Genomic DNA, 18,120 nt, shown 5'->3' with positions numbered 1-18,120 from the left:
AAATATTAAAATCGACTTTATTTTAAAAGATGCAGAAGACAGAACTTCTCACGTTTGGAGAGGACCTTGTAGTATTGATGTCGCTTGTTCTGGACAGTTTGATTTTCTTTCTGGATCTGCTGATCGTCCTGTTGAATTAGGTAATGATACTGAATTTACATTTTCAGATAAACTTACAAAGGGTATGACTAGTTATTATTCAAGCGGTAAAACGGACTCGACATCATCTGATTCTAGTTATACTACTTTGAATATTGATGGAAAAAATTATAATGCACTTATTCTTGCCGTCGATAATATGCCCATAGTAAAAAAATATATTACAACTGAATATAGCGACGATTTAAAAGAGGCAGTTAAAAAGCAATTAAAATCACTGTATGATAAGCGACCAGAATTATTAAATAAACAGAAAGATTTAGTCAAAGAAGATTGGCGTAAGAAACTAAAGGTAATGTATCCTAATTTAGAAAATGAAAAAATAGAACAAGTTCTTCAAAAATTGGACTTAACTATTGAAAAAGGATTGCTAGAAGCACCTATTAAAAATATTACAGAAGAACAGATTAAAGATATTTTCAACAAAACACTACAGGTCAATATTACTAATAATTCCCACGTTGCTGGTCAAGTCTTAGAACTTACCAAAATGACGCTAAATGATTCCCTGTGGGAACCTCGCCGCCATTCTGATATTCATACCCTTGAAACGTCTAATAATGCAAGAATCCGTTTAAATACAAAAGACGAAACATTAACAGTCCATAATGATTATGCTGGCGGTGCACATTTTTTATTTAAACAAGATCTTCATCATATCACTCAGCCTTCTTTAATTTTTGACAAAAATGTAACAGGAGAATCTAAAGTGGTGCTAGAGCAAGAATTAGGGAAAATTAACGAATTAAAAGGGAAAAAATTAATTGAAGTTAAAGGCACTGCAGACGCAACTGCTTTCAGTTTTGACCGTGAATATAAAAAAGGATTGTATAAATTATTACTTAATCATTGTGAGAATGGCTTTTGTTTTGATGTGCAAAAATTAGCTATTCCTGTTGCAACATTAGCACTTTATAGCCAACAAGCACAAATGGCAAATACGTTATTTGCTTTGCAATTAAGTGATAGAAATAGCGATATTTTTAACCGCACTTTAGCACATAAAAGTGTCTGGGTTCGTGCAATTGATGGATATTCTAACCAAAATGTACAAGGTAATGCGACACCTGCGGAAAGTCATCAAAAAGGTGTGCAAATTGGTGGCGATTTGTTTGAATGGCAAAATCCGAACAATCAACTTTCATTTGGTCTTATGGTGGGGCAAGCAAAACAGCGCAGTAAACTTTATCGCGCAAACACAAGTATTACTGGCGATATGAAAGGTTATGCAATGGGAGCTTATGCAACTTGGCAACAACTTCAAGACAAGCAAACAGGTGCTTACATTGATAGCTGGTTGCAATATCAACATTTCCGCCACCATCTTAATGATGAAAATAGTTCTGAACGTTATAAAACTAAAGGTTGGACAGCGTCTTTAGAAGTGGGCTATAACGCGCTTTTGGCGGAATATTTTACGAAAAAAGGTAATCGTGTAGGTTTTTATTTACAACCTCAAGTACAATTAATTCGATTCGGTGTTGATGGACATTTTATAGATAGTAATGATACTAATGTTACTTTATTAGGAACCCATCAATGGCAAAGTCGTGTTGGTGTTCAAGCTAAACTGCCTGTTACTTTTACCAATGACATAACACTTCAACCTTTTGTAACATTTAATGTGATTCATCAAGCTAAAAACTTTGGTGTAGAAATGGATGGTGAGCGCCGTGTAGTGGATAATAAAACAACACTAGAAGGTCAAATTGGTGTAGCAGTGAAAGTGAAATCCCATCTCACTTTACAAGCGTCATTTAATCGCCAAACAGGTAAAAATCGACAAGCTCGACAAGGTGCTTTGAATTTACAATGGGCGTTTTAGATTAAATAACATAAAAAGAAAACCTCGCAGACATTATCTGTGAGGTTTTTTATTAGATCTTGTTAATAAGCAAATAAATTTCCGTTTAAGATTTAAAAGACGCGCCTTTTTCCGTATAATTCTGCAGTGTTTTTCCATTTTTATAGAGAGTTAAGGAATTGAATATGATGCGTACACATTATTGCGGTGCATTAAACCGCAACCATATTGGACAAGAAGTAACATTAAGCGGTTGGGTTCATCGTCGTCGTGATTTAGGTGGATTAATTTTTATTGATATGCGTGATCGTGATGGCATTGTGCAAGTTTGTTTTGATCCGAAATATCAAGATGCATTGACAGCGGCTGCGGGGTTACGTAACGAATTCTGTATCCAAATTAAAGGTGAAGTGATTGCGCGTCCTGAAAACCAAATTAATAAAAATATGGCAACGGGCGAAGTGGAAGTGTTAGCGAAAGAATTGCATGTTTACAATGCGTCTGATGTGTTACCTCTCGACTTTAATCAAAACAATACTGAAGAACAACGTTTAAAATATCGTTATTTAGATTTACGTCGCCCTGAAATGGCTCAACGTTTGAAAACCCGTGCAAAAATCACCAGCTTTGTACGTCGTTTCATGGATGGCAATGGTTTCCTTGATATTGAAACCCCTATGCTAACCAAAGCAACACCAGAAGGTGCGCGTGACTATTTAGTGCCAAGCCGTGTGCACAAAGGCAAATTCTATGCATTGCCGCAATCACCACAGCTTTTCAAACAGCTTCTAATGATGTCTGGTTTTGATCGTTATTATCAAATTGTGAAATGTTTCCGTGATGAAGATTTACGTGCGGACCGTCAGCCTGAATTTACCCAAATCGATGTGGAAACCTCTTTCTTAACTGCGCCAGAAGTACGTGAAATTATGGAACGTATGGTGCACGGCTTATGGCTTGATACCATTGGTGTAGATTTAGGTAAGTTCCCAGTGATGACTTGGCAAGAAGCAATGCGTCGTTTCGGTTCTGATAAACCAGATTTACGTAATCCATTAGAAATGGTAGATGTAGAAGATATCGTAAAAGACGTTGATTTTAAAGTATTTCAAGCCCCAGCGAATGATCCAAATGGTCGCGTGGCTGTAATTCGTGTACCAAATGGTACTGAAATCACTCGTAAACAAATTGATGAATATACACAATTTGTTGGTATTTACGGTGCAAAAGGTTTAGCTTGGGCGAAAGTAAATGACATTAATGCTGGCCTTGAAGGCGTACAAAGTCCGATTGCGAAATTCTTAAATGAAGAGGTATGGAAAGCGTTAGCTGAACGTGTGAAAGCTCAAACTGGCGATATCTTATTCTTCGGTGCAGACAAATGGCAAACCACCACTGATGCAATGGGCGCATTGCGTTTGAAATTAGGCCGTGATCTTGGCTTAACTCGTTTAGATGAGTGGCAACCACTTTGGGTGATCGATTTCCCAATGTTTGAACGTGATGAAGAGGGTAATCTTGCAGCAATGCACCATCCATTCACTTCACCAAAAGATTTTAGTCCAGAGCAATTAGAAGCTGATCCGACAAGTGCGGTAGCAAATGCTTATGATATGGTGATCAATGGCTATGAAGTGGGTGGTGGTTCTGTCCGTATTTTTGATCCGAAAATGCAACAAACCGTCTTCCGCATTCTTGGTATCAATGAACAAGAACAACGCGAGAAATTCGGTTTCTTATTAGATGCGTTAAAATTCGGTACACCGCCACACGCAGGTTTAGCATTCGGTTTAGACCGTTTAACCATGCTTTTAACGGGCACTGAAAATATCCGCGATGTGATTGCATTCCCGAAAACAACAGCCGCAGCTTGTTTAATGACAGAGGCACCAAGTTTTGCGAATCCACAGGCGTTAGGTGAGTTGAGTATTGCAGTGGTGAAATCTGAGTAGTGTACCTATATTTAAGAATAAAATAAGTGCGGCCAATTTTGGCCGCATTTTTGTGTTAGAGAGAATATATGAATATTGAATATAAAATTAGAAATATTTCTACGGCAATTCTAGTTATTGCAAGCGCAATTTTTATTAATCTTATTTATTCACAAATGGCAGGGCTAGGTTCTTCTGTATGGAGAGTTTATGGTTACTATTCTGTAACAGACTTTATTTTTCCGGTATGTCTGTTTATTTCTGCTTTTTCTATAAGGAATGGGCATAGTTGGGGAAAATGGTTATATGCTGGGTATGCCATGACAGGAATCTTTTTTAGCATTGGGGTTAGTTTAGAGCATAATCTAATGCAGTATACTTTTATGCGACCAGAAATGTTATCTTCAGTTGTATTCGTTATACTTTTCATTTTTTTCTTAATTTCGATTAAAGTTCTTTTTTCAAAAGAAGCTAGTCGTTTTTTGGGTGATAAAAGTCTTAATGTTAATGAAATTGGTAAAAGACCCTTGTTGCTAACAATAGCTTCTATTTGTAGTTTTATTTTGGCTATTTATTGGGGAGCCAGTGTTTTAAGCGAACATTACATTATTGACGGATTTTTCTTTTTAAGACCCTTTTCTTTTTTCTTTGGTGTTTTTAGTTCTTATGTCTTAATGTTAGTGCTTTCCATTGGTCTTTTCTTAGGAAAAAAATGGGCTAGAACATTATATGTGGTTAGAGGAATAGCATTCTTTTTTGTAGTATTAATAAATTTTTTAGAATTAACATTAAATAATCCATTTAATGAGATTCAAGAGCAATTCTATTTGGTTCTATCCCATCTTATGGTGCTTTGCATATATTTATATGTGTTGTATAACAAGAAAAGTAATGAGTATTTTCATTAAATACTAAATCCACAATATCGTATTACAAGAATATGTGTAGCTTCCTAAAATTCTATTTTAGGGATTTTTGAAAAAGAAAGTGCGGTCAAAAACTCAACTGATTTTGACCGCACTTTCTTTTTATTGAAAAAATTTTATTCACTTAAATACATTACTTTTTTGGTATGAATATGATGTGGTTTTATTTTTTTTGAAGTTATATCCTGAAATTTCAAAATAATTAGATTTTTACTCTTTTATCCTTCTTTAAATGGAACTTTATCTACTTTATTCAAGGATAAAATTCTATTATAAATAAGGCCTTTTCAGTTTATGGTCAATTTATAAGAGAACATTTTATGCGTGAAGTTTCAACTCCAGTAGAAAAATCAACATGGGCGAGTAAATTCTCTGCCTTAGGCCCTGGCATCGTGATGGCATCGGCAGCTGTTGGTGGGTCGCATATTATTGCATCTACCCAAGCTGGTGCGATCTATGGTTGGGAATTAGTGAGCATTGTGATTCTTGCTAACTTATTTAAATATCCTTTCTTCCGTTTCGGTGTTCAATATACCCTAGATACCGGTAATACGTTGTTAGAAGGTTACCGTCAAAAAGGGAAATTCTATCTTTGGTTATTCTTAGCTTTAAACATTTTTGCGACAGTGATTAATACTGCGGCAGTGGGATTATTAACGGCAGCAATTTTAACCTTCATTACGCCAATTCCTCTACCAATGCCAGTATTAAGCTCATTAGTGATTCTTGTGACAACCGGTATTTTATTGTTAGGGAAGTACCGTTTATTAGATAGTTTATCGAAAATCATCATGATTGCTTTAACGGTAACAACCGTGAGCGCTGTCGTGATTGCTTTTATGCGTAATGGTATCAATGGCGTAGCCGCACCTGATTTTGTACCTCCTTCTCCATGGGAATTAAGTAAATTGGCCTTTTTGGTGGCGTTAATGGGGTGGATGCCGGCGCCGATTGAGATTTCTGCTATTAATTCCATGTGGGTGGTAGCAAAACGTCGCTTGACCAAAGTGTCTTATCAAGACGGTTTATTTGACTTTAACGTGGGTTACATTGGTACAGCCATTTTAGCTGTCGTTTTCTTAGCGCTTGGTGCATTGGTGCAATATGGTTCTCCTGAAACCGTAGAGATGGTTGGCGGAAAATATATCGCACAACTTATCAATATGTATGCAAGTACTATCGGTGAATGGTCTCGCTTATTAATTGCAGTCATTGCGTTCATGTGTATGTTTGGTACAACAATTACAGTAATTGATGGTTACTCTCGTACCAATGTTGAATCTTTGCGTATCTTATTCGGTAAACAAGAAAGCTCTGTGAGAATTCTTAATATCGGTATGATTTTTGCGGCGTTATCTGGTTTAGCGATTATTTTCTACTTTAATAATGCAGTAGGCCCAATGCTGAAATTCGCGATGATTGCTTCATTTGTTTCTGCACCAATCTTTGCTTGGTTGAATTTATCTCTGACTAAGCACGCGAAACACAGTGTAAAAGGCGGCTTATTGTGGTTATCTCTTATCGGTTTATTCTACTTAACAGCCTTTGCAGGGTTATTTATAGCTCAACAAGCTGGCTGGTTAAACTAAAATAATTAAGATAATTACCGCACTTTAGTTTTAAAGTGCGGTAATTTTTTTGAAAGTTTTTAGTAGAAAAGGTATGATGCTGCTCATTCTCAATTATGTAGATGACGAGCTTGAAATATAAAAATAATCAATCTGTTCTCGTTGTAATTTACGCTAAAGATACAAACCGAGTTTTAATGCTCCAACGCCAAGATGATCCTGATTTTTGGCAGTCTGTTACGGGCACTATTGAAAGTGGTGAAACACCAAAAAAAACAGCAATTCGTGAGCTTTGGGAAGAAGTGCGGTTAGAAATTTCAGAAAATTCCACCGGACTTTTTGATTGCAAAGAGAGCATAGAATTTGAAATTTTTCCATATTTCCGATATAAATACGCACCGAATGTGACGCATTGCCGTGAGCATTGGTTTTTATTGGCAATGGAGCAAGAATTCGAACCAATATTAAGTGAGCATTTGGCATATCAATGGGTTTCTCCTGAAAAAGCAATCCAAATGACAAAATCTTCCAATAATGCGGAAGCAATTAGAAAATATATTCTTAAAGATAAATAGAAGGAAAACAACATGGCAGGCCATAGTAAGTGGGCTAATATTAAACACCGCAAAGCAGCACAAGATGCACAACGCGGTAAAATTTTTACTAAATTAATTCGTGAGCTTGTTACTGCAGCTAAAATTGGTGGTGGCGATGTGAGTGCTAATCCGCGTTTACGTGCAGCAGTAGATAAAGCACTTAGCAACAATATGACGCGCGATACTATCAACCGCGCTATTGATCGTGGTGTAGGCGGTGGCGATGATACCAATATGGAAACCAAAATCTATGAAGGTTATGGCCCAGGCGGTACAGCGGTTATGGTGGAGTGTTTGAGTGATAATGCAAACCGCACCATTTCACAGGTTCGCCCAAGTTTTACCAAATGTGGTGGTAACTTGGGAACAGAAGGTTCTGTTGGTTATTTATTTAGCAAAAAAGGTTTAATTTTAATTGAACAAGCAGATGAAGATGCATTAACTGAAGCGGCTATCGAAGCGGGTGCTGATGATATTCAACCACAAGATGATGGTTCATTTGAAATCTATACTGCTTGGGAAGATTTAGGTTCAGTGCGTGATGGCATTGAAGCGGCTGGCTTTAAAGTTCAAGAAGCTGAAGTAACGATGATTCCATCAACAACGGTTGATCTTGATATTGAAACTGCACCAAAATTACTTCGTTTAATTGATATGTTGGAAGATTGTGATGATGTACAAAACGTATATCACAATGGTGAAATTAGTGACGAAGTGGCATCTCAACTTTAATAATGCAATAAATGGGTAATGTAATTACCCATTTTTTATAGAAATTATGAGCATTATTTTAGGTATTGACCCAGGTTCTCGCGTAACGGGTTATGGTGTGATTCGCCAAACAGGGAGACATTTAGAATATCTCGGCAGTGGCGCAATTCGTACTCAAGTTGAAGATTTACCAACCCGTTTGAAACGCATTTATGCTGGAATAACTGAAATCATCACGCAGTTTCAACCTGATATGTTTGCAATTGAGCAAGTATTTATGGCGAAGAATGCAGATTCGGCTTTGAAACTCGGGCAGGCACGTGGTACGGCGATTGTTGCTGCGGTAAATCATGATTTACCTGTTTTTGAATATGCCGCACGTTTAGTAAAACAAACGGTTGTGGGTATTGGTTCTGCAGATAAGGTGCAAGTGCAAGAAATGGTGACTCGTATTTTGAAGTTGTCAGATAAACCTCAAGCTGATGCAGCGGATGCGTTGGCTATCGCAATTACGCACGCTCATTCTATTCAACATTCTTTACATATTGCCAATTCTGTTAAAATGACAGAAACGCAAGAAAAAATGACCGCACTTTTAAAGACCAGATATAGCCGAGGACGCTTTAGATTAAAAATTTAACTGGATGTTCGTCCAGTTTTATTTTATTCTATGCGTTAAGTTTTTTATCATTCGGAAGAATTATGATCGGTCGCTTACAAGGCATTCTTTTAGAAAAACAACCTCCAGAAATTTTACTTAATGTTCAAGGTGTAGGCTATGAATTGCTTTTGCCTATGACGAGTTTCTATGATTTACCAGAAATTGGTCAAGAAACTACTTTATTCACCCATCTTGTTGTTCGGGAAGATGCTCATTTACTTTTTGGATTTGCCCAGAAAACAGACCGCACTTTATTTCGTGAATTAATTAAAACAAATGGGGTGGGGCCTAAATTAGCCTTAGCGATTTTATCCGCCATGTCGGTCGAACAATTTGCTTATGCGATAGAGAGAGAAGAGCTATCTAAACTCACTAAAATTCCAGGAGTTGGCAAAAAAACAGCTGAACGTTTGTTAGTAGAGCTCAAAGGTAAATTTAAGGGCGTAAAACAAAGCGATTTCTTTGTAGAAAGTACTCATATTCCGTCAGTTCCATCCATTGAATCCCACTCAGAAAATTCATCTGATGAAGCTATTTCAGCCTTGATTGCTTTAGGTTATAAACCTTCAGAAGCAGAAAAAATGGTGAAACGAGTTGCTAAGCCAGAATTAACCAGTGAACAAGTTATTCGCGAAGCTTTAAAAGCCGCACTGTAGGTGAGACATGATTGAAGCAGATAGAATTATTAGCGGGCAAGCTAAGCTTGATGAAGATGTTATTGACCGTGCTATTCGTCCGAAATTATTAGCGGATTATGTTGGGCAGCCGCAAGTGCGCGAGCAGATGGATATTTTCATCAAGGCAGCCAAACTACGTCAAGATGCCTTAGATCATTTATTGATTTTTGGCCCTCCTGGCTTGGGAAAAACCACGCTTGCTAATATTGTGGCAAATGAAATGGGCGTGAATATTCGTACGACATCTGGGCCAGTATTAGAAAAAGCGGGAGATTTAGCCGCAATGCTAACCAATCTTGAACCGCATGATGTGTTATTTATTGATGAAATTCATCGACTTTCCCCTGCTATTGAAGAAGTTCTTTATCCAGCAATGGAAGACTATCAATTGAATATTATGATTGGTGAGGGGCCTGCTGCTCGTTCTATTAAATTAGATTTGCCACCTTTTACTTTGGTTGGCGCGACGACTAGAGCGGGATCTTTAACTTCGCCATTGCGTGATCGTTTTGGAATCGTTCAACGCTTAGAGTTTTATTCAGTGGAAGATTTAACCTCTATCGTGGCACGAAGTGCAGGCTGTTTAAATCTTGAATTAGAAAAAGAAGCCGCTTTTGAAGTGGCGCGCCGTTCACGTGGTACACCGCGTATTGCTAACCGTTTATTACGCCGTGTGCGTGATTATGCAGATGTACGTAATGGTGGCATCATTTCTGTAGATGTGGCAAAACAAGCACTTTCAATGCTGGATGTAGATGATGCCGGATTTGATTATTTAGATAGAAAATTATTGTCTGCAGTTATTGAGCGTTTTGATGGTGGGCCTGTGGGGCTAGATAATCTTGCCGCTGCGATCGGCGAAGAACGCGATACTATTGAGGATGTTTTAGAGCCTTATTTGATTCAACAGGGGTTTCTACAAAGAACGCCGCGTGGTCGTATTGCAACATCGCAAACTTATCGCCATTTCGGTCTGCAGAAATTATCAGACTAGGTAAATTTAATCACTAAAAAAGCCTTATTGTACTCAATAAGGCTTTTTTAATTACTCACTATAACTTTTCAAATTACTTAATTTTGCTAAACCCACTTCACAACTTTTTAACTGCGTCGCTAATTCCATTTGAAGAATTTGTTGTTTGCTTTGGTTTAACTTATTTTTAATTTTTCCTACCTGTGTATGTGTGCCAGGTTGTTTTTCTGCTTGCGCAATCAAATTCTCTGCTTCTTTAAATAGTTGTTCGCATTGTTGTGGCAGAATATTTGATGCAAAAGTAGAGGTTGATACAGCAGAGAAAAGTGCGGTTAAAATAAGGAATGTTTTTTTCATTTTAAGTCCTTGTTTCTCTTTATTATGAAATCTAAAAATTAAACTAGGCGGGAAAATAGCAAAATATACTTAGTATGTCTAGCTTTTGGAGTCATTTATTGTTGTAAATTGTGATAAGGATCACGTGTAACGTATATTTTTGTACAAAAAATAGCAAAATTGATTTATATCAATTAAATTATTTTTAATAAATAATAGGTATTTTATATCTTATGTCAAAAATGTGATCTAGATATCGTTTTTACTGTTTTTTATCCTTGTATTTAGTAGTAGAATACCCGCCAGTTTGGCTTATCTCTATAATAATTGGTGTTTTTTAACTATTTGAGAATGATTATGTAGATAAACCAATTTAAACTTAACTAATTGGAGTTGAGTGATTAGGGATTATTTAAGGCTTTGCCTTTTTAATCATCATTGGAACTAATGTTGTTTATACAGAGGAGTTGAGAATGTTGGACGTTGTTGATCTTTCTCGCTTGCAGTTTGCTTTAACTGCGTTGTATCACTTCATTTTCGTGCCGCTGACATTAGGTTTGTCATTCGTCCTTGTGATTATGGAAACCATTTATGTGGCGACAGGCAAAGAAGTTTATAAAGATATGACAAGATTCTGGGGTAAGTTATTTGGTATTAACTTCGCCCTTGGGGTGACCACAGGTATCATTATGGAATTCCAATTCGGTACTAACTGGTCTTATTATTCTCATTATGTAGGTGATATTTTTGGTGCGCCATTAGCGATTGAAGCGTTACTAGCCTTTTTCTTAGAATCAACTTTTGTGGGGTTATTCTTCTTTGGTTGGGATCGTTTAACTAAAGGTAAACACTTACTTGCTACATATTGTGTAGCTTTCGGTTCGAACTTATCTGCAATGTGGATTTTAGTTGCTAATGGTTGGATGCAGTCTCCAGCTGGCTCAGAATTTAATTTTGAGACAGTACGTATGGAAATGACCAGCTTCTTAGATCTTTGGTTAAATCCAGTTGCGCAAAGTAAATTCTTACACACATTAACAGCAGGTTATACAACCGGTGCAATGTTTGTATTAGGTATCAGCGCATTCTATTTATTAAAAGGTCGCGATATTGGTTTTGCTAAACGTTCATTCTCTGTCGCGGCAACATTTGGTTTTATTGCTGCATCAGCTGTATTAATTATGGGTGATGAATCAGGTTATGACATCGGTAAAGCACAACCTGTGAAATTGGCTGCAATGGAAGCTGAGTTTGATACTCATGCAGCTCCAGCACCATTCCATCCAGTCGCAATCCCTAATTCGACAGAAATGAAAAATGATTTTGCGATTGAAATTCCTTATCTTGGTGGTTTAATTGCTACTCGCTCTGTAGATAAAGAAATTACTGGCTTGAAAGATCTTCAATTATTAAATGAAAATCGTGTACGTAACGGTATTCATGCTTATGAATTGTTTACTCAATTAAAGGCTGAGAAAAAAGCAAATGGCCAAGTAAATGAAGAAACAAAAGCACAATTTAATGAAGTTAAAAAAGATCTTGGTTTCGGTTTATTGTTAAAACGCTACACAAATAATATTGTTGATGCGACTGAGGAACAAATTAAACAAGCTGCGCGTGATACTATTCCAAATGTAGGTCCTAACTTCTGGGCTTTCCGTGGTATGTTAGCGGCTGGTGGTTTAATTATCTTATTAGCTTTCGGTGCATTTGTTCAGAATTTACGTAACAAAGTGACTTCTTCTCGCTTATTACTTAAAGCATTGCTTTGGAGTATTCCATTGCCATTCTTAGCGATTGAATTTGGTTGGTTCTTAGCTGAATTTGGTCGTCAACCATGGGCAATTTATGAAGTTTTACCTGTTGGGGTATCGGCGTCTCAGTTAAGTACTGGCGATTTATGGTTCTCTATTGGTTTAATTTGTGCGCTTTATCTTGCGTTCATTATTGTTGAGATGTATTTGATGTTTAAATATGCGCGTTTGGGTCCTAGTGCGTTAAAAACCGGCAAATACTACTTTGAACAATCATCTAAATAAGCAGGAGATGAATTATGATTGATTATGAATTTCTACGTTTTATTTGGTGGGTGTTAGTCGTTGTATTATTGATCGGTTTCTCTGTAACTGATGGATTTGATATGGGGGTGACCGCACTTTTACCTGTAACAGGTAAAAAAGAAGTGGAACGCCGTATTATGATCAACTCTATTGCCCCACATTGGGATGGTAACCAAGTTTGGTTGTTAACTGCAGGCGGCGCAGTATTTGCGGCATGGCCAATTGTATATGCAGTTTCATTCTCAGGTTTCTACATCGCTTTAGTATTGGTTTTAGCTGCGTTATTCTTACGCCCATTGGGTTTTGAATATCGTGCAAAAATTGATAACCCGACTTGGCGTTCTGTTTGGGATTGGGGACTATTCGCAGGTGGTTTTGTTCCATCATTAGTATTTGGTGTGGCTTTTGGTAATTTATTACAAGGTGTTCCATTCCATTTCAACGAATTGACTCAAGTAACTTATACCGGTTCATTCTTTGAATTATTAAATCCATTTGCATTATTGTGTGGTGTTATTAGCTTATCAATGCTTGTAACTCACGGTGCGAACTGGTTACAAATGAAAACAACCGAAGAATTACGTGATCGCGCTCGCTCAGTGAGCCAAATCGGTGCGATTGTGACTTTAATTGCATTTGTATTAGCTGGTGCATGGTTATACTTTAAAGAGGGTTATGTAGTAACGAGTGTAGTGGATCATTACGCGCCATCTTCTCCAATGAATAAAGAAGTTGCTGTTGAAACTGGTGCGTGGTTTAGAAATTTCAATGAAATGCCAATTCTTTGGATTTTCCCTGCATTAGCAGTAGTTGCTGCGCTATTAAATGCGGCATTTTCTAAAGCTAATCGTTGTGGTTTCGCATTCTTTTTCTCTGCATTAACAATGGCTGGTGTAATTATTACTGCAGCAGTATCTATGTTCCCATTTGTGATGCCTTCAAGCTCACACCCTGAACAGAGTTTGTTAATGTGGGATGCAACTTCAAGTGAATTAACATTAACGTTAATGTTGATTTTTGCACTCATCTTTGTGGCTATTTCTTTGGTTTATACCATTTGGTCTTATTCGAAGATGTTTGGTCGCTTAGATGCGAATTTCATTGATGAAAATAAACACTCATTATACTAAGGAGATTAATATGTTATATGTAATTTGGGTAGTGGGTGTGCTATTAGCTATATTTGCCAGTGCAAAATTAACCATTGGCAAAGAAAAAGCAGGAAAATTTGACGAGTAATATGATTCATTCACTCTATCAATTAATTAATAAGGGTTCGTTTCGAACCCTTTCATTTATTTTAGCGCTAGGACTAACAGCCGTATTTTTCTTTAATATTGATAATTTTTCAACGTTGTTACGAAATGATTCTCCTTGGTGGATTTTGATGATCTTTTGGGGATTGATTACGGTTTGGATTCATGGAATCGGATTTGAAATTAAAAGCGTAATTTGGAAACTAATTTTCTTACCTTATATCGCTTATATCATTATATTTATTAGTGCTGTAGAGCATTTTTATTTACGAGGATGATTTTTTTCTTCGGCATATTGCTTATCTAAAAAACAGGTTCTAAAATATCTGACCTATTGCGGTGGGCAAAGCTTAATAATGTCAGAAAAAACCTTCTATCTTTCCGTTCGAGTATATTATGAAGATACTGATGCTGGTGGCGTTGTGTATCATGCTCGTTATTTGCATTTTTTTGAGCGGGCTAGAACAGAATATTTGCGAGCGTTAAATTTTACGCAGCAAACTTTATTACAAGAACAACAACTCGCGTTTGTTGTCAAATCGCTCGCTATTGATTATTGCGTTGCGGCAAAATTGGATGATTTACTCACGGTAGAAACAGATGTCATAGAGATAAAAGGTGCAACAATCCTTTTTGAGCAAAGACTTATGCGTGATACGGTGATGTTATCAAAGGCTACAGTCAAGGTAGCCAGTGTTCATCTTGGCAATATGAAACCTGTGGCTCTTCCTAAAGAAGTAAAAGCTGCATTTTACAACCTAAAATAAACTTTTCGGAGTATGCAATGACTGCAGAATTGAATTTTTTAGATCTTTTTCTAAAAGCAAGTATTGTTGTTCAACTTGTAATTGTGATTTTGATTTCATTCTCAATTATTTCTTGGGCGATTATTATCCAACGTAGCCGAGTTTTAACGGCTGCTTTAAAAGAAGCGAATACTTTTGAAGACCGTTTCTGGTCTGGTGAAGATTTGAATAAGCTATATGAAGGATTATCAAATCGTCGTGATATTTTAACGGGTAGTGAGCAAATTTTCTTTGTTGGTTTCAAAGAGTTTTCTCGCTTGAAACAAGTGAATCCTGATGCGCCTGAGGCGATTATTAAAGGAACTACGCGAGCAATGAATCTTACAATGAATCGCGAAGTTGAAAGCCTTGAAAGCCGCGTACCATTTTTGGCTACAGTAGCTTCTGTTAGCCCTTATATTGGTTTATTCGGAACCGTTTGGGGTATCATGCACGCTTTTATGGCATTAAGTGGTGCTAAACAAGCAACTTTACAAATGGTCGCTCCTGGTATCGCCGAGGCATTGATTGCTACTGCAATCGGTTTGTTTGCTGCGATTCCAGCTGTAATGGCTTATAACCGTTTAAGTTTACGTGTGAATGCTATTGAACAGAATTATGGTAACTTTATTGATGAATTTACGACGATTTTACATCGCCAAGCTTTCGGCAAAGCACCACACTAAAATATAGAAAAAATACACCGCACTCTTTCGTTAAGTGCGGTGAAAAATAAGAGAGATTTGAATTATGGCTCGTCGTCAGCGTAAAGATATTAAATCTGAAATTAATATTGTCCCGTTTTTGGATGTATTGTTAGTGCTTGTGTTGATCTTTATGGCAACAGCACCAATTATTAGCCAAAGTGTACAAGTGGAATTGCCGGATTCAGTGCAAAGTCAAAATGTGTCTAATGAAGATAAAGTGCCGGTAATTCTTGAAGTTTCAGGGATTGGACAATATGCGATTTCTATTGGCGGAGAACGTCAAGAAGGGTTAACGGAAGAAATGGTGACACAGTTATCTCGACAAGAATTTGATAAAGATAATAACACACTATTTTTAGTGGGTGGAGCTAAGGAAGTTCCCTATGAAGAAGTGATTAAAGCACTTAATCTGCTCCACCTTGCTGGAATTAAATCTGTTGGTTTAATGACAAACCCAATTTAACTAAGTAGGTAACCGTGCAAAATAATCGACAAAAAAAAGGCGCAAATGCATTTGTTATTTCTATAGTGATGCACCTTGTTTTGTTTGGATTGTTGATTGTCAGCTCTTTCTACCATACAGTTGAAATTATGGGTGGTGGAGAAGGTGATGGTGATGCTATGGGGGCAGTAATGGTCGATACTGGCTCAGCAGCGCAAGAATGGGGTAGAATTCAACAACAGAAAAAAGGGCTAGCGGATAAACAGAAACGTCCAGAACCCGTTGTTGAAGAAAAACCGCTACAACCTAATCAAGAAGAGATTAAGCGTCAACAGGAAGTTCAACGACAAGAAGAGTTAAAACGTCAGCAAGAACAGCAACGTCAGCAAGAAATAAAAAAACAACAAGAGCAAGCTCGTCAAGAAGCGTTAGAAAAACAGAAACAAGCTGAAGAGGCAAAAGCTAAACAAGCGGCTGAAGCTGCAAAATTAAAAGCAGATGCAGAGGCTAAACGTTTAGCTGCAGCAGCAAAACAAGCTGAAGAAGAGGCGAAAGCTAAAGCGGCAGAACTTGCAGCACAAAAAGCAAAACAAGAAGCTGAAGCCAAGGCAAAAGCAGAGGCTAAAGCGAAAGCTGAAGCCGATGCAAAAGCTAAAGCAGCTGCTGACGCTAAGGCAAAAGCTGAAGCCGATGCAAAAGCTAAAGCCGCAGCTGATGCTAAAGCAAAAGCTGATGCAGAGGCGAAAGCTAAGGCTACTGCAGATGCTAAAGCTAAAGCGGATGCAGCAAAACGAAAAGCGGACCAAGCCAGTTTAGATGATTTCTTAAATGGCGGAGATATTGGTGGCGGTAGTGCATCTAAAGGCGGAAATGCGAATAAAGGTGGAACTCAAGGTAGCGGTGCTGCGCTTGGTTCTGGCGATGGTGGCAAAGTAGGAGATCAATACGCTGGAGTGATTAAGAAAGAGATTCAACGTCGTTTCTTAAAAGATCCAAGTTTTGCAGGAAAAGTTTGTCGTATTAAAATTCAATTGAGTCGAGATGGAACAATCTTGGGATATCAAAAAATTTCAGGCCCTGATGATATTTGTACAGCAGCATTAAGTGCGGTTGCTAGAACGAAAAAAGTTCCAGCTGCGCCATCAGATGAAATTTATGAAAAATATAAATCGCCAATTATTGACTTTGATATTCGATAATTCTTTAGAAAAATTTATTGTTAAATTTTAAAGGTAACAAAATGAAATTATTAAAACGTTTAGTGAGCGTATTAGCGATTGTACTTGCTGTTGCAAGCAATGCATTCGCAGATGATGAAGTTCGCATTGTAATTGATGAAGGGGTTGATGGTGCACGTCCTATAGCTGTTGTGCCGTTTGCCGGATCTGCACCAGAAGATATTAGCAAAATTGTTGCTGATGATTTACGTAACAGTGGTAAATTTAATCCTATTGCAGTGTCTCAGATGCCTCAACGTCCAACTTCAGCAGCTGAAGTAAATCCTGAAGCTTGGTCTAATATTGGAATTGACGCAATTGTGGTCGGACAAGTTGTTCCATCTGGTAATGGTTATAGTATTACTTATCAATTAATTGATACCGTTGGTGCATCAGGTACGCCAGGGGCGGTATTAATGCAAAATAGCTATACAGTGACAAATAAATGGTTACGCTATGGTGCTCATACTGTTAGTGATGAGGTTTTTGAAAAGTTAACTGCGATTCGTGGTGCGTTTAGAACTCGTATCGCTTATGTCGTGCAAAAAAATGGTGGTTCACAGCCCTATGAAGTTCGTGTTGCAGACTACGATGGCTATAATCAATTTATCGTAAATCGTAGCTCTCAACCAATTATGTCACCAGCTTGGTCTCCAGATGGTCAACGTTTAGCATATGTATCTTTTGAAAATAAAAAATCACAACTTGTTGTACAAGATTTAAATTCTGGTGCTCGCAAAGTGATGGCTTCTTTCCCTGGACATAATGGTGCTCCTGCATTCTCTCCAGATGGTTCACGTTTAGCCTTCGCCTCTTCACAGGATGGCTCATTAAATATTTACGTGATGAGTTCTCACGGCGGCGCTCCGACTCAATTAACTCGTGGTGCAGGTAATAATACAGAACCATCTTGGTCTCCGGACGGTAGCTCAATTTTATTTACATCCGATAGAAGTGGTTCACCACAAGTTTATCGTATGAGTGCAAACGGTGGTGGTGCAACACCGGTTGGTGGTCGCGGTAGTGCACAAATTAGCGCTGATGGCAAAACCCTTGTGATGATTAATGGAAACAATAATGTTGTTAAACAAGATCTCACATCTGGTGCATCAGAAGTACTTAGTACCTCTTTCTTAGGCGAAAGTCCAAGTCTTTCACCAAATGGAATTATGATTATTTATAGTTCTACACAAGGCTTAGGAAAGGTGCTACAATTAGTTTCTGCAGATGGTCGCTTCAAAGCGAGCCTTCCAGGAAGTAATGGCCAAGTGAAATTTCCTGCTTGGTCGCCATACTTAACTAAATAAAGAA

18 protein-coding genes are annotated in these 18,120 nt (G+C 37.6%); 17 read left to right on the top strand and 1 reads right to left on the bottom strand.

What is annotated here, in order from left to right:
• The first annotated feature begins 184 nt into the window (after positions 1-184).
• The 9 genes from DV415_RS07535 (at position 185) to ruvB (ending at position 10,027) form a co-directional block, all read left to right on the top strand.
• On the top strand, positions 185-1,984 hold the full coding sequence (locus tag DV415_RS07535) for an autotransporter outer membrane beta-barrel domain-containing protein (RefSeq protein WP_118791645.1): 1,800 nt from the start codon (positions 185-187) through the stop codon (positions 1,982-1,984).
• Between the two features lie 164 nt (positions 1,985-2,148).
• Positions 2,149-3,915, top strand: coding sequence for an aspartate--tRNA ligase (gene aspS, locus DV415_RS07530; RefSeq protein WP_118790804.1), 1,767 nt, complete (start codon positions 2,149-2,151; stop codon positions 3,913-3,915).
• A gap of 68 nt (positions 3,916-3,983) precedes the next feature.
• Entirely contained in the window at positions 3,984-4,802 is an 819-nt protein-coding gene (locus DV415_RS07525) for a hypothetical protein (RefSeq protein ID WP_118790803.1), read from the top strand.
• 338 nt (positions 4,803-5,140) lie between these two features.
• Entirely contained in the window at positions 5,141-6,409 is a 1,269-nt protein-coding gene (locus DV415_RS07520; RefSeq protein WP_114909409.1) for an NRAMP family divalent metal transporter, read from the top strand.
• 101 nt (positions 6,410-6,510) lie between these two features.
• A complete protein-coding gene (nudB, locus tag DV415_RS07515) occupies positions 6,511-6,963 on the top strand; it encodes a dihydroneopterin triphosphate diphosphatase (protein WP_114909408.1) in 453 nt (150 codons plus the stop codon).
• Positions 6,964-6,975: 12 nt separating this feature from the next.
• Positions 6,976-7,716, top strand: coding sequence for a YebC/PmpR family DNA-binding transcriptional regulator (locus tag DV415_RS07510; RefSeq protein ID WP_005637404.1), 741 nt, complete (start codon positions 6,976-6,978; stop codon positions 7,714-7,716).
• Between the two features lie 46 nt (positions 7,717-7,762).
• Positions 7,763-8,335 carry a crossover junction endodeoxyribonuclease RuvC gene (gene ruvC, locus DV415_RS07505; protein WP_114909407.1) on the top strand — a complete coding sequence of 191 codons (573 nt, stop codon included), beginning with the start codon at positions 7,763-7,765 and terminating at the stop codon, positions 8,333-8,335.
• A gap of 62 nt (positions 8,336-8,397) precedes the next feature.
• A complete protein-coding gene (gene ruvA / locus DV415_RS07500) occupies positions 8,398-9,012 on the top strand; it encodes a Holliday junction branch migration protein RuvA (protein WP_114909406.1) in 615 nt (204 codons plus the stop codon).
• 7 nt (positions 9,013-9,019) lie between these two features.
• Positions 9,020-10,027, top strand: a complete 1,008-nt coding sequence (gene ruvB, locus DV415_RS07495; protein WP_118794470.1) for a Holliday junction branch migration DNA helicase RuvB — start codon at positions 9,020-9,022, stop codon at positions 10,025-10,027.
• 51 nt (positions 10,028-10,078) lie between these two features.
• Here ruvB and DV415_RS07490 read toward each other — a convergent pair whose 3' ends face one another.
• Positions 10,079-10,363, bottom strand: coding sequence for a DUF5339 domain-containing protein (locus DV415_RS07490; protein ID WP_118776293.1), 285 nt, complete (start codon positions 10,361-10,363; stop codon positions 10,079-10,081).
• A 452-nt stretch (positions 10,364-10,815) separates the two neighbouring features.
• Here DV415_RS07490 and DV415_RS07485 point away from each other — a divergent pair, with 452 nt between their 5' ends.
• The 8 genes from DV415_RS07485 (at position 10,816) to tolB (ending at position 18,116) form a co-directional block, all read left to right on the top strand.
• Positions 10,816-12,381: a cytochrome ubiquinol oxidase subunit I gene (locus tag DV415_RS07485; protein WP_114909404.1), complete on the top strand. Its 1,566-nt coding sequence runs from the start codon at positions 10,816-10,818 to the stop codon at positions 12,379-12,381.
• 14 nt (positions 12,382-12,395) lie between these two features.
• Positions 12,396-13,532 carry a cytochrome d ubiquinol oxidase subunit II gene (gene cydB, locus DV415_RS07480; protein ID WP_005645224.1) on the top strand — a complete coding sequence of 379 codons (1,137 nt, stop codon included), beginning with the start codon at positions 12,396-12,398 and terminating at the stop codon, positions 13,530-13,532.
• 110 nt (positions 13,533-13,642) lie between these two features.
• The gene (ybgE, locus tag DV415_RS07475; RefSeq protein WP_005630082.1) at positions 13,643-13,936 is read left to right on the top strand and encodes a cyd operon protein YbgE; all 294 of its coding nucleotides are present in this window, start codon (positions 13,643-13,645) and stop codon (positions 13,934-13,936) included.
• A 78-nt stretch (positions 13,937-14,014) separates the two neighbouring features.
• Positions 14,015-14,425, top strand: a complete 411-nt coding sequence (gene ybgC / locus DV415_RS07470; RefSeq protein WP_118790802.1) for a tol-pal system-associated acyl-CoA thioesterase — start codon at positions 14,015-14,017, stop codon at positions 14,423-14,425.
• Between the two features lie 17 nt (positions 14,426-14,442).
• The gene (gene tolQ / locus DV415_RS07465) at positions 14,443-15,129 is read left to right on the top strand and encodes a protein TolQ (RefSeq protein WP_005626973.1); all 687 of its coding nucleotides are present in this window, start codon (positions 14,443-14,445) and stop codon (positions 15,127-15,129) included.
• Between the two features lie 64 nt (positions 15,130-15,193).
• Positions 15,194-15,613: a colicin uptake protein TolR gene (tolR, locus tag DV415_RS07460; protein WP_005634116.1), complete on the top strand. Its 420-nt coding sequence runs from the start codon at positions 15,194-15,196 to the stop codon at positions 15,611-15,613.
• Positions 15,614-15,627: 14 nt separating this feature from the next.
• Entirely contained in the window at positions 15,628-16,791 is a 1,164-nt protein-coding gene (gene tolA / locus DV415_RS07455) for a cell envelope integrity protein TolA (RefSeq protein ID WP_118790801.1), read from the top strand.
• A 41-nt stretch (positions 16,792-16,832) separates the two neighbouring features.
• The gene (gene tolB, locus DV415_RS07450; RefSeq protein ID WP_065245853.1) at positions 16,833-18,116 is read left to right on the top strand and encodes a Tol-Pal system beta propeller repeat protein TolB; all 1,284 of its coding nucleotides are present in this window, start codon (positions 16,833-16,835) and stop codon (positions 18,114-18,116) included.
• Positions 18,117-18,120 lie beyond the last annotated feature (4 nt).

This window comes from Haemophilus haemolyticus (assembly GCF_003490595.1).
Taxonomy (GTDB): Bacteria; Pseudomonadota; Gammaproteobacteria; order Enterobacterales; family Pasteurellaceae; genus Haemophilus; species Haemophilus haemolyticus_L.
The sequence above is the reverse complement of the archived record's forward strand: the minus strand, read 5'-3'. Positions and strand labels throughout refer to the sequence as shown.

Excerpts from the sequence above, each read along its gene's own strand:
- DV415_RS07535 (WP_118791645.1), top strand. The coding sequence starts at position 185 with ATGACTAGTTATTATTCAAGCGGTAAAACGGACTCGACATCATCTGAT.
- aspS (WP_118790804.1), top strand. The coding sequence starts at position 2,149 with ATGATGCGTACACATTATTGCGGTGCATTAAACCGCAACCATATTGGA.
- DV415_RS07525 (WP_118790803.1), top strand. The coding sequence starts at position 3,984 with ATGAATATTGAATATAAAATTAGAAATATTTCTACGGCAATTCTAGTT.
- DV415_RS07520 (WP_114909409.1), top strand. The coding sequence starts at position 5,141 with ATGCGTGAAGTTTCAACTCCAGTAGAAAAATCAACATGGGCGAGTAAA.
- nudB (WP_114909408.1), top strand. The coding sequence starts at position 6,511 with ATGACGAGCTTGAAATATAAAAATAATCAATCTGTTCTCGTTGTAATT.
- DV415_RS07510 (WP_005637404.1), top strand. The coding sequence starts at position 6,976 with ATGGCAGGCCATAGTAAGTGGGCTAATATTAAACACCGCAAAGCAGCA.
- ruvC (WP_114909407.1), top strand. The coding sequence starts at position 7,763 with ATGAGCATTATTTTAGGTATTGACCCAGGTTCTCGCGTAACGGGTTAT.
- ruvA (WP_114909406.1), top strand. The coding sequence starts at position 8,398 with ATGATCGGTCGCTTACAAGGCATTCTTTTAGAAAAACAACCTCCAGAA.
- ruvB (WP_118794470.1), top strand. The coding sequence starts at position 9,020 with ATGATTGAAGCAGATAGAATTATTAGCGGGCAAGCTAAGCTTGATGAA.
- DV415_RS07490 (WP_118776293.1), bottom strand. The coding sequence starts at position 10,363 with ATGAAAAAAACATTCCTTATTTTAACCGCACTTTTCTCTGCTGTATCA.
- DV415_RS07485 (WP_114909404.1), top strand. The coding sequence starts at position 10,816 with ATGTTGGACGTTGTTGATCTTTCTCGCTTGCAGTTTGCTTTAACTGCG.
- cydB (WP_005645224.1), top strand. The coding sequence starts at position 12,396 with ATGATTGATTATGAATTTCTACGTTTTATTTGGTGGGTGTTAGTCGTT.
- ybgE (WP_005630082.1), top strand. The coding sequence starts at position 13,643 with ATGATTCATTCACTCTATCAATTAATTAATAAGGGTTCGTTTCGAACC.
- ybgC (WP_118790802.1), top strand. The coding sequence starts at position 14,015 with ATGTCAGAAAAAACCTTCTATCTTTCCGTTCGAGTATATTATGAAGAT.
- tolQ (WP_005626973.1), top strand. The coding sequence starts at position 14,443 with ATGACTGCAGAATTGAATTTTTTAGATCTTTTTCTAAAAGCAAGTATT.
- tolR (WP_005634116.1), top strand. The coding sequence starts at position 15,194 with ATGGCTCGTCGTCAGCGTAAAGATATTAAATCTGAAATTAATATTGTC.
- tolB (WP_065245853.1), top strand. The coding sequence starts at position 16,833 with ATGAAATTATTAAAACGTTTAGTGAGCGTATTAGCGATTGTACTTGCT.